Genomic DNA, 12,357 nt, shown 5'->3' on the forward strand with positions numbered 1-12,357 from the left:
GAGATCCATTTGGGGTCTGACCCCTTGACCTAGAGTAACCTATTTCTTCTTCGCAATAAACGCAACCCAATCCTCCATAACCATTGTTTCCTCAATAATAAAACCAGCATTAACGAGGGCATTCTTCACTTCTGATTTTTTATTTTGAATGATTCCGGAGGTTATAAACGTCCCATCTTTTTTCAAGACCTGATATGCTTCATCTATAAATCGAACAATAATTTCCGCTAAAATATTTGAAACAACTAAATCAACTGGACCGGTTATACCATCTAGTAAGTTGTTTTGCGAAACAGTTACAACATCTTGAACTTTATTTAACTTACAGTTTATTCGTGCACTTTCTACTGCAACTTCATCCAAATCAAGCGCTTGGATTTTCTTTGCACCAAGTAAGCCAGCAGCAATACTTAATACCCCAGATCCGGTACCAACATCGATAACTATGTCCCCGTTTTGTACAGTATGCTCTAATGCTTGAATACATAATACAGTAGTAGGATGTGTTCCTGTTCCAAAAGCCATACCTGGATCAAGTTCGATAATTAGTTCGTCCGAACTAACAGGATTATATATTTCCCAAGTAGGTACTATAGTAAACTTTTCTGAGATTTTAACTGGATGATAATATTTTTTCCAAGCAGTTGCCCACTCTTCTTCGTTCACTTCACTAATCGAGACTTGATTTATCCCTAAATCAATATCATAAATGAGCAAATTATTAATTGTCGCTTTGATGCCATCAACTGTTTCACCTAAGAAACTGTTAACTGGTAGGTAAGCTTTAACTACTACACCCTCTTCAGGATAATCGGTTGGATCTAGTTGGTAGATTTCGCCGAGTGAAGTACTCCGTTCCTTTACCAAATCAGCAATATCCTCAATGACAACACCGCTAGCACCAGCCTCATGTAAAATGTTAGAAATGGGTTCAACTGCTTCTTGTGTTGTATGAATACTGAACTCAGACCACTTCATATCTACCAACTCCAATCCATGTTTATTCTCCTTTGAACGCTCGTTTCACTTTATCAAAAAAGCTCTCTTCATGCTCGTCAGGTTTTGATCCATTTATTTCTGCAAATTCACGGAGTATATCCTTTTGCTTTTCTGATAAGTTAGTTGGTGTCAATAAACGTAAAATGACATACTGGTCACCTTGACCATATCCTCGTACATTAGGAACACCTTTACCAGTTAAGCGGAACTTCTTGCCTGTTTGTGTACCGGCTGGTACTTTTAGTTTCACTTTACCATGTAGTGTTGGCACTTCAATTTCGTCTCCCAATGCGGCTTGGGCATAGGTTAATGGCATTTCACAATAAACATCATCACCTTCACGTTCAAAGAATTCATGTTCTTTTACATGGAATACGACATATAAGTCTCCTGCTGGTCCACCATTTACACCTGGTTCTCCCTGCCCAGAAACACGTAATTGCTGACCATCATCTACACCCGCTGGGATTTTAACCTGGATTTTTTTACGCTTTTTAACTGTTCCAGCTCCACGACATGTTCCACATTTATGTTTAATCATTTTTCCTGTTCCATCACAATGATTACAAACACGACGGTTAACTATGCGACCAAATGGCGTATTTTGTTCAACATTTAATTGGCCACTTCCGCCACAGTGTGAACATGTTTCAGGTTTCGTACCTTTTTGAGCACCTGTTCCACTACATGTTTCACAAGTTTCTTCCCTTGGAATTTCAATCGTTGTTTCTTTGCCAAATACAGCTTCTTCAAATTCAATCGTCATCGTATATTGTAAATCCGCACCTTGTCTTGGCGCATTAGGATCTCGTCTTCGCGTTCCACCACCAAAGATTGAGCTAAAAATATCTTCAAAGCCAAAACCATCACCACCACCGAAGCCGGCACCGCCGCCAAAGCCTTGATTTGGATCTGTATGTCCAAATTGATCGTAATGTGATTTCTGTTGATCATCACTTAACGTCTCATAGGCTTCTTTTACTTCCTTAAATTTATCAGAAGCATCTGCCTCTTTATTAATATCAGGATGATACTGTTTTGATAGCTTTCGATATGCTTTTTTTATCTCTTCCTTAGTCGCGCTATTACTTAATCCAAGTACTTCATAGTAATCACGCTTGCTCATAATTTCTCACTCCCGATTTTCTCACATAAGGTAAATTGTATCACTCAAAAGAGAGGAAAAGCAACAAATAGTTTGTGCTGATTGCTTAGTCACAAGTTATAACCCTAGTAGATAGTTTTTTATGGGATAATGTCATCCCACCAAAAAAAGTCAAAGTCAAGGCACGCCTGACTTTGACTTTTCATCTTAATGATTATTTTTTATCTTCGTCTTTAACTTCTTCAAAATCAGCATCCACTACGTCATCTTCTTGACCACTAGCAGCTTCTCCGCCTTGCTGAGCTTGTGCTTGTTTAGCAGCTTCCTCGTAAAGCTTGACAGAAAGCTCTTGAACAATATTTTGTAGCTCGTCTTTTTTCGTTTTAATTTCTTCAAGATCATTTTTCTCAATAGCAGCAACTAATGCTTCTTTCGCTTCAGTAGCTTTCGCAACCTCCGCTTCATCAACCTTGCCTTCAAGATCTTTTAATGTTTTATCAGTTGTAAACACTAATTGATCGGCTTCATTTCTAAGCTCAACTTCTTCTTTACGCTTAGTATCAGCATCAGCATTCTCTTCTGCTTCTTTAACCATACGTTCGACCTCATCATCTGATAAGCCAGTAGAAGATTTAATTGTGATTGTTTGTTCTTTATTTGTTCCCATGTCTTTAGCACGTACGTTTACAATACCATTCTTATCTATATCAAACGATACTTCAATTTGTGGTACACCACGTGGTGCAGGTGGGATGTCCGTTAATTGGAAGCGACCTAATGTTTTATTGTCGGCTGCCATTTGACGTTCACCTTGTAGAACATGAATATCAACTGCCGTTTGGCTATCAGCTGCTGTTGAGAATACTTGTGATTTACTTGTTGGGATCGTTGTATTACGATCGATTAACTTCGTAAATACTCCACCCATAGTTTCAATCCCTAATGATAGTGGGGTAACATCAAGAAGCACAACATCTTTAACATCTCCAGTGATCACTCCACCTTGAATACATGCACCTAGAGCAACAACTTCATCTGGATTTACTCCTTTATGAGGTTCTTTGCCTAAAGTCTTTTTGATTGCTTCCTGTACTGCAGGAATACGTGTTGAACCACCAACAAGGATAACTTTATCAATTTCACTAGCTGTAAGATCAGCATCGCTAAGTGCTTGACGTACAGGACCCATTGTTCTCTCAACTAAATCAGAAGTTAGTTCATCAAATTTAGCACGAGTTAGATTTACTTCTAAGTGAAGTGGACCTGCTTCCCCAGCAGTGATAAATGGTAAAGATACTTGTGAAGAACTTACGCCTGAAAGATCCTTTTTCGCCTTTTCAGCAGCATCTTTCAACCGTTGTAACGCCATTTTATCCTTAGATAGATCAATGCCGTTATCCTTTTTAAATTCGGCAACTAAGTAATCGATAACCAATTGGTCAAAGTCATCTCCACCTAGACGGTTGTCACCAGCAGTTGAACGTACTTCAAACACACCATCACCAAGTTCTAATACTGATACGTCAAACGTACCGCCACCTAAGTCATAGACAAGGATTGTTTGGTCTTCATCCGTTTTATCTAAACCATAGGCCAATGCAGCAGCAGTAGGTTCATTGATTATACGTTCAACTTCCAATCCAGCAATCTTTCCAGCGTCTTTTGTTGCTTGACGTTCAGCATCATTAAAGTAAGCTGGTACTGTGATTACAGCTTTCGTTACTGGCTCTCCTAAATATTCTTCAGCGTAAGATTTTAAGTGTTGAAGAATAATTGCTGAAAGTTCTTGAGGTGTATAATTCTTACCTTCTGCTTCAACTTTATAATCTGTACCCATGTGACGTTTAATAGAAATAATTGTATTTGGGTTTGTAATTGCTTGACGCTTTGCAACCTCACCAACTTGACGTTCGCCATTTTTGAAAGACACTACTGAAGGAGTTGTACGATTACCTTCAGGGTTTGGGATCACTTTTGGTTCTCCGCCTTCTAGAACTGCGACACATGAGTTTGTTGTACCAAGGTCGATACCGATAATTTTACTCATAATTTAGAACCTCCTATTATGTATTTTTATTGATTCACTTTTACCATTGCAGGTCGAATAACTCGATCCTTTAATATATAACCTTTTTGAAGCTCTTCAACAACAGTATTAGGTTCGAAGTTTTCATCCTCTACTTGCATAACTGCTTGATGTAGATGTGGATCAAACTGTTGACCTACTGATTTGATTGTTTCTACACCTTCACTTTGTAATGCCTGAACTATTTGGTTATAGACCATGTTCATACCTTGGAGCAAAGATTTTGTTTGATCGTTATCAGCTTCTATTTGTAACGCTCTTTCAAAATTATCAAGAGCTGGTATGATTTCAGATACTAAGCTTTGAGCACGATATTTTTGAGCAGCTTCTTGGTCTAGACGACTACGTCTTCTGAAATTGTCGAAATCAGCTTGAGCACGAAGCATTTTATTCTCTGATTCGTCTAACTTCGCTTGCAATTCGGCAATTTTTAGCTCAGACTCATCGATCTCTTCAGGAACTTCTTCAACTATAACGTCCTCAACATCTACTACCTCGACGTCTGCTTCAGTACGATCCTTTTGAAGTGTATCTACTGCTTCTTCTTGTTCCGCAATGTTTTTTTCGTTTGACACAATGTTTCACCTCCTTAAAGGTAATTTCTTATATACTACTTCGTATGGTCTAATCACACTAAATTTAAAAGCAAGCAACACTCAATAAAAATTTGGTTAGGATCAGCAAATACTATCTAGGTTTTCCCTAGGTGAATTTGATAATCCAGCCCGTTATTCAATATAACCAAGCTTAAGATCCATGATACAAATCAGTAAGTGATTTGGACAAATCATGGGTCATTCGTGTTAACAAGCTAATAACGCGTGAATATTCCATTCTAGTAGGACCTAATACAGCAATAGTACCTAGTTGATTATCTCCTAATGAATAAGTAGCTGTTATTAAACTGCAGTTCTCCATTGCTATATTATCATTTTCTTTACCAATCTTAATACTAATACCTTGATGATTTGTTTGTAATAAACCATATAACTCTTTTTCTTGGTCGATCATTGTTAACAATGATCGAATTCTACCAAGGTCAGTAAACTCTGGTTGGCTTAACATATTTGTTTTACCGCCAAAATAGATTTTTTCATTTGCATTGAGTTTCAGCGTTCCTGCCATGATTTTTAGTAACAAATCATAATTTTGTATATGATCCTTAAGAACGGTAACAACTTCTTTAAAAATTTTATCTTGCAAATCAACTAATGGCACTCCAGCTAATCTTTCATTCAGGATATTCACCATTTTTTCTATATCACCAGGATCAAGTGAACCAGGAAAGGTGATGATACGGTTTTCTACATGCCCAGTATTTGTAACAATGATCGCAACCGCTGATTCATGATTGATCGGTACAATTTGAATTCTTTTTAAACGATTTTCATTGACTTTTGGGCCTAGTACAATTGACGTGTAATTCGTTAATTCTGACAAGATTTGCGCTGACTTTTGAACCACCTTCTCTAATTCAAATATCTTTTCAGCATAAATCGATTTAATTTGACTAACTTCTGTTTTTGTCAAACGTTGTGGAGAAAGAAGATGATCGACATAATAACGATAACCCTTTTCAGATGGTACACGACCAGAAGAACTATGTGTTTTCTCGATAAATCCAAGATCCTCTAAATCTGCCATATCATTCCTAATCGTTGCAGAGCTAAACGTTATTTCACCCTTCTTCGCTAACGTTCGCGAACCTACAGGCTGAGCTGAATGAATAAAATCATCAATAATTACTTGTAGAATTAACAATTGGCGATCTGTAAGCAACTATTATCACCTCTGTTAGCACTCTAAGAATGCGAGTGCTAAATATATATAAAAAGTTATCAAAACCAAAATAAATTGTCAATTAATAAATTTCACAAAAAGACGGAAGATATGATTTCTTTCAAATTTCAAAGTCCTACAGGGAACAATTGATATTAAGAAACGTCTGTTTCTTGTCGTGTAACATTACTGAATATAGCATTTCTTTTGCTATCCTATGCTATCATAATTGTAGAATTTATTACATTTAATCGTCGATACCAATAAATTCTTGAAAGACTTCATTTCCTAATAGCTTGCCTTTGTGAGTAAGTTTTATTGCCTGTTTGTCATTTATAATTAAATTCTGTTGTGTTAGCTTATCAAGTTGTTTAGTGTATACTTCATCCAATTGAATGTTAAACTTTTCAAAAAAGGTTTGTTTACTTATACCAACGGTTTTTCGGAGACCTAGGAACATTTCCTCTTCCATCTTCTCTGCTTTGCTAACTTCATTCTGGCTAAGGAATGCTTCGCCCGTTTTCACTATTTGTTCGATATATTTTTTGATTGGACCGACATTAGATGTTCTGACATTATTAATATACCCATGTGCACCGGCGCCAAATCCATAATAATAATCGTTGTTCCAATAGGTCAAATTATGTTCACTCTCATATCCTGGTATTGCATAATTACTTATTTCATATTGTTTGAACCCATGTTTTTCCATTTGCTCCATCGAAAGTTCATACATTTTTGCTTCCAGTTCCTGTGGAGGCAAAGATAATTTTCCTTTCTGCATCAAATTATAGAATACAGTTTTAGGTTCTACAATTAATGAATAAGCGGAAAAATGTTTCATATTAAGCGAAAAGGCAACCGATAATGATTCTTGAAAGTCCTCTACAGTCTGACCCGGTAATCCATACATTAGATCGATACTTAGATTATCAAATCCAACATGCTCCGCTTGTTGAATTGTACGGAACACATCATCCTTACGATGAACTCTTCCAATTTTTTGTAATAATTCATCATTAAAGCTTTGAACTCCAATACTTAAGCGATTGACACCAGCGTTTTTTAAAACGTTCAGCTTTTCCAATGTCAATTCTCCTGGATTTGCTTCGACTGCAAACTCGACAAGTTCATTTCTTTGCAATAATTCTGTTGTTATCCCTTCAAGTAAACGATCAAGTTGCTTTGCTGATAGGGCAGTTGGAGTGCCACCACCAATAAAAATTGTTTTTAAAGGATCATTTTTATGATGAGATACAGCAACATTCATTTCTTTAATGAGCATCTCAATATACTGGTCGACTGGTTGCTGCTTTAAATAAACTTTATTGAAATCACAATAATGACATATATGATGGCAAAACGGGATGTGGATATATGCAGATTGAATCATATTTTTCACCTTCTATTTAAGAAGCCGCAGACATCGCTGCGGCATCAAAATTCATTCCATAAGGTTTATACAGATGGTACGAATAGTCTAACATGGTATATGGACTTTGAAAAATTTAATTATCATCCATTCTTAATACTGCCATGAAAGCTTCTTGTGGCACTTCCACAGAACCAACCATTTTCATTCGCTTTTTACCCTCTTTTTGTTTTTCTAGTAACTTACGTTTACGTGAGATATCCCCACCATAACATTTTGCAAGTACATTTTTACGCATTGCTTTAATGGTCGATCTTGCAACAATCTTTTGACCAATTGCTGCTTGAATCGGCACTTCAAATTGCTGGCGTGGAATAAGTTCTTTTAGTTTTTCAACAATGATCTTACCCCTATCGTATGCAGTATCACGATGAACAATAAATGAAAGGGCATCAATTTTTTCAACGTTTAGTAAAATATCCATTTTTACTAATGTAGATACTTTATAACCAATCAATTCATAATCAAATGATGCATAACCTTTTGTATTTGATTTTAATTGATCAAAGAAATCATAGACTATTTCTGATAATGGGATTTCATAGTTTATATTCACCCGTATATCGTCCAAGTATTGCATATCAATAAAATTACCGCGTTTTTTCTGACAAAGTTCCATTACAGCACCCACATATTCATTTGGGACCATTATAGATGCTTTAACATAAGGCTCTTCGACACGGTCAATTTTTTGTGGATCAGGCATGTTTGATGGGTTGTCTACACTTAGAGTTTCTCCATCTGTTAAATGAACATTGTAAATAACACTAGGTGCTGTCGTAATTAAGTCAATATTAAATTCACGTTCAATTCGCTCCTGAATGATTTCCATGTGTAGTAACCCTAAAAATCCACATCTGAAGCCAAACCCTAATGCTTGAGATGTTTCAGGTTCAAATTGAAGTGAAGCATCGTTTAGCTCTAGTTTTTCTAATGCATCACGTAGATCATTGTATTTAGCTGTATCGATCGGATAAAGACCACAGAAAACCATTGGATTAAGTTTGCGATAGCCAGGAAGTGCTTCGGTTGCTCCATTCTTAACATCAGTAATTGTATCACCAACCTGAGTATCACCAACATTTTTAATTGCAGCTGATAAGAAACCAACATCACCTACATTTAACTCCTTAAGTTGGGCAGGCTTTGGAGTAAATACACCCAATTCAAGAACCTCAAATTCTTTTCCTGTTGCCATCATTTTAATTTTCTGACCTACTTTAAGTGAACCTTCAACAACTCGAATATAAGCAACAACTCCGCGATAAGGATCATATAGAGAATCAAAAATAAGAGCTTTTAATGGACCTTCTGGATCTCCTGCTGGGGCAGGAACCTTCTCAACAATTTGCTCAAGGATATCTTCAATTCCAATTCCGGCTTTAGCTGAAGCTAATACCGCATCAGTAGCATCAAGACCAATCACGTCTTCTATTTCGTTTCGCACACGTTCTGGGTCTGCACTTGGTAAATCAATCTTATTAATTACTGGTAAAATCTCAAGATCATTATCTAGAGCTAGGTACACATTTGCAAGTGTTTGTGCTTCGATGCCTTGGGCAGCATCAACAACCAAGACAGCACCTTCACAAGCTGCAAGACTCCGAGAAACCTCATACGTAAAGTCAACATGCCCTGGAGTATCAATTAAATGAAATGTATAGTCTTCTCCATCTTTCGCTCGATATTTTAATTGAACGGCATTAAGTTTAATTGTAATACCTCGTTCTCTTTCTAAATCCATTGAATCTAATAACTGATTCTTCATTTCACGTTGAGTTAATGCAGAAGTTTTCTCTAGGATACGATCCGCTAACGTGGATTTTCCATGATCAATATGGGCTATAATCGAGAAATTTCGGATTCTCGACTGTCTTATTAATTTTTCTTCTCTATTCATTTTATGTTTTCACTCCTACATAGCTTACAAATACACTATTTCTCATTATATCAATTGATATTTCAACATTCAATGCTAGTTGCTATTTATATTACAGTCTAATTAAACTAAAAACAGTCATTCCAAAATAAAAACTGATAGAAAAGGAGTATCTTCTTGATTCACAATCAGAAAGATACCTCTTCTATCAGCTTTTATTTTACTTTAGTAAACCATTAACCCATTCTGCAAATGTATTGACAAGCGCTGAAACCCCACTACTAACAACAGCTGCAAACTGTTTACCCATTTGAGAGAAAATATTAAATGCTTCTATTTTTTCTAATTGCTCCTGTTTTTCTTGGAGATCTTGGCTAGTCACTTTGTTACCAAGAATTGAAGCCTCAACGTCACCTCTTGATTCACTTTCAACTTGAAAAGCACCTTGAAGTTCCGGATCATTATAGCCTTTCATTTTTATCATCCCTTGGTTTGCCTGTTGCATCCCGATTAGGACTCCAAACAAAAGAACCGAGCATAGAAAAAAACATTTAAGCATAAATTTTATCATCTTATTTCCCTCGCAATTTGATTACTGTTTTTCCTCAGTAGCATTGCCATTAACCTTCTCAGCTTGCCAATAATACTCACTAAAAACATCAGAAACCGCTGCTACTGTATTTTGGAGTTCCTCTAAATTATTATCCACACCACCAAACTCTAATAGCATAGCGTTAGTCGATAAGTCTTGATTATAAACTCCGTTATTGCCTTTTCCACCTTGTTCAAAAACCCCTCGACTTAGACCTGGATATTTTTTTTGTAATAAGCTATGTAAATCACTAGCTAATTTTTCATTTTTATCAGAAGTTGGATTATCGCCACCGATTACAAAAGCAATCTTAGCATATGATTTTTCGTTGATTTTAATTGTGGTGATATCCTTTCTTTGTGAATCACGATGGATATCAATCATATAGTTAAGGTTTCGATTATTTGCCATCGCACTTTCTACGATTGGACGTGAAGCAGTATATGACTTTGCATAATTCCAACCCTTTTGTTTCAAATTTGCTTGAACATCTGTTGTTTCGATATGATTGCCGATTCCCTCTTTTTCTAAAGCTTTACCAAGCAACTCACTGACAATCGTTACATTTGCTTTTGAATGAATAGCTCGATTTGGATCACTCTCTCCTTCCAGGAGAGGCAGATAAGATTCGGTATTATGTGTGTTGTAAATATAAACTACCTTCTTATCACCAGTTGTTAATGTAGGCGGTGCTTTTGGTTCTTCATTATTAGGATTTACCACTTCATTTTTATCAATAGAAGCTTCTCTTTCTTGCTCTAAAACTTCAGTAGGAGGTGGTGATTCATATGGCATATTTGTATAGTTTGTCCCACTTCCGGCAACAACAATTTCACTGTCATAAAGTGAAAAGCCGGGTAATTCGCGTCCGAGAAGACTTCTCGGATCATCTGGATTGATACTTGTCATGACTTTGAACATAATTGAAGATAGTTTTATTGGCTCAGTTTGATCAGGTAAGGCAGATATAAAAAATCGATTTTCCGCTCCTAATAATTGCAGGAAAGCTTCACTATCTATATTTTTCGTCAGGTCATTAATAGAAGAAGATGTAAAACGATATTCCGGTTTAAGTGACGTTAAAATACCCGACAGCAAAAACGTCATGAAAAGAATAATGAAGCTGATAACGATTCCTTTTTTTATGCTTGTCCCATTTAAAGTTACGATCATATTGCGACTAGAGTGAGCACGCTTCATGAACAATAATCCTCCTTATGCTTGTCTACTAATTTGTATGAACCAGCATAAGGAAGTAGAACACTCTACTTAACTTAGAGAGCGATTAAAGATCTAGACATAATTTAGTGTGTATATGCTCCAGAGTTACCTTGATCCACTTGCTTATGAAGAGCAGTGTTCAAGCCACTCGCTATTACATTTGCCATATCATCTATAAATAAATCTACCTCTTTTGGAGTAACCATTAAATTATGACCGAGCGGTGACAATACCTCATGAATCAACTTGCGCTTCTCATCGTCTTCTAAACCACCGACAATTCCAAGAAATTGTTTGCGTTGTTCCATACTAGGCATGTCTTCATCTGATAAAACTCGTTTTTCACCAAAGGTCATTCCTGCTGGAGTAAGTGACCTAGATGGCTTGTCGCCTTCTTTTATTTCTCTACCAAAATGCTTTAAAATAAAATCAACTGTATCACTTGTAATTGAAACGGCATCAACAACTGTAGGAATGCCAATTGCAATAACTGGAATCCCAAACGTTTCTTGGCTTAATGCCTTTCTTTTATTACCTACTCCAGATCCTGGATGAATCCCAGAATCCGATATTTGTATTGTTGTATTAACACGCTCAATTGAACGAGCTGCTAATGCATCAATAGCAATGACAAAATCAGGCTTTGACTGTTCAATAACTCCTGAAATAACATCACTAGTTTCAATCCCTGTTAAACCCATTACCCCAGGAGAAATCGCACTAACTGGTCGGAAACCTTCCTGAACATTTTCAGGTTGAAGCTCAAATAAATGTCTAGTAATTAATAAGTTCTCAACCGCAAGTGGGCCCAAAGCGTCTGGTGTAACATTCCAGTTTCCTAATCCAACAACTAAACAACTTGCTTCTTTACTTATTTTTAAGTCTAATAAAAACTGATTAAATTGTTTTGCAAAAACAGTTACAACTTTTTCTTGAAGTTCAGAATCCTTTTGGCGTATTCCTTGTGTTTCAAGAGTTAAATACCTACCAGGCTTTTTCCCGACAACCTCTGCACCTTCCTCCTTTATCTCTAAAGAGGAGATATTGATTCCATCTTCTTCCCATTCTTTTATTATCACACCTGCTATATTACTTGTATTATCTTTGGCTTCTGGTTGCTCTGTTTGTTCAAGAACCATCTCTCTTGCTTCAATAGCTAAATCGGTTCGAACGGAATATTTACTTAAGTCTAATGATTTTTCCATAATAATACCTCCCAAATCGTTCCTACTATCTATGTTAGCCATTTATAAAAGGAAACATT

10 protein-coding genes are annotated in these 12,357 nt (G+C 36.4%); all 10 read right to left on the reverse strand.

Annotation, left to right across the window (positions count from 1 at the left end; all coding sequences use genetic code 11):
* Nucleotides 1-39: 39 nt before the first annotated feature.
* The 10 genes from prmA to gpr all read right to left on the reverse strand — a co-directional run bounded on the left by prmA (nucleotide 40) and on the right by gpr (nucleotide 12,298).
* The gene (gene prmA / locus AC6CHR_RS04050) at nucleotides 40-978 is read right to left on the reverse strand and encodes a 50S ribosomal protein L11 methyltransferase (RefSeq protein WP_498247227.1); all 939 of its coding nucleotides are present in this window, start codon (nucleotides 976-978) and stop codon (nucleotides 40-42) included.
* A 22-nt stretch (nucleotides 979-1,000) separates the two neighbouring features.
* Nucleotides 1,001-2,125, reverse strand: a complete 1,125-nt coding sequence (dnaJ, locus tag AC6CHR_RS04055; protein ID WP_498247228.1) for a molecular chaperone DnaJ — start codon at nucleotides 2,123-2,125, stop codon at nucleotides 1,001-1,003.
* 193 nt (nucleotides 2,126-2,318) lie between these two features.
* Nucleotides 2,319-4,151, reverse strand: coding sequence for a molecular chaperone DnaK (gene dnaK / locus AC6CHR_RS04060; RefSeq protein WP_498247229.1), 1,833 nt, complete (start codon nucleotides 4,149-4,151; stop codon nucleotides 2,319-2,321).
* A 26-nt stretch (nucleotides 4,152-4,177) separates the two neighbouring features.
* Nucleotides 4,178-4,765 carry a nucleotide exchange factor GrpE gene (grpE, locus tag AC6CHR_RS04065; protein WP_498247230.1) on the reverse strand — a complete coding sequence of 196 codons (588 nt, stop codon included), beginning with the start codon at nucleotides 4,763-4,765 and terminating at the stop codon, nucleotides 4,178-4,180.
* A 172-nt stretch (nucleotides 4,766-4,937) separates the two neighbouring features.
* The gene (gene hrcA, locus AC6CHR_RS04070) at nucleotides 4,938-5,969 is read right to left on the reverse strand and encodes a heat-inducible transcriptional repressor HrcA (protein WP_498247231.1); all 1,032 of its coding nucleotides are present in this window, start codon (nucleotides 5,967-5,969) and stop codon (nucleotides 4,938-4,940) included.
* Between the two features lie 247 nt (nucleotides 5,970-6,216).
* Nucleotides 6,217-7,362: a radical SAM family heme chaperone HemW gene (gene hemW, locus AC6CHR_RS04075; protein WP_498247232.1), complete on the reverse strand. Its 1,146-nt coding sequence runs from the start codon at nucleotides 7,360-7,362 to the stop codon at nucleotides 6,217-6,219.
* Between the two features lie 115 nt (nucleotides 7,363-7,477).
* The gene (gene lepA, locus AC6CHR_RS04080; RefSeq protein ID WP_498247233.1) at nucleotides 7,478-9,301 is read right to left on the reverse strand and encodes a translation elongation factor 4; all 1,824 of its coding nucleotides are present in this window, start codon (nucleotides 9,299-9,301) and stop codon (nucleotides 7,478-7,480) included.
* 199 nt (nucleotides 9,302-9,500) lie between these two features.
* Nucleotides 9,501-9,851 (reverse strand): YqxA family protein, encoded by a 351-nt coding sequence (locus tag AC6CHR_RS04085; RefSeq protein ID WP_498247234.1) that lies wholly within the window; start codon nucleotides 9,849-9,851, stop codon nucleotides 9,501-9,503.
* Nucleotides 9,852-9,872: 21 nt separating this feature from the next.
* A complete protein-coding gene (gene spoIIP, locus AC6CHR_RS04090; RefSeq protein ID WP_498247235.1) occupies nucleotides 9,873-11,072 on the reverse strand; it encodes a stage II sporulation protein P in 1,200 nt (399 codons plus the stop codon).
* A 104-nt stretch (nucleotides 11,073-11,176) separates the two neighbouring features.
* On the reverse strand, nucleotides 11,177-12,298 hold the full coding sequence (gene gpr / locus AC6CHR_RS04095; protein ID WP_498247236.1) for a GPR endopeptidase: 1,122 nt from the start codon (nucleotides 12,296-12,298) through the stop codon (nucleotides 11,177-11,179).
* Nucleotides 12,299-12,357 lie beyond the last annotated feature (59 nt).

The organism is Metabacillus sp. GQ13 (assembly GCF_059758525.1).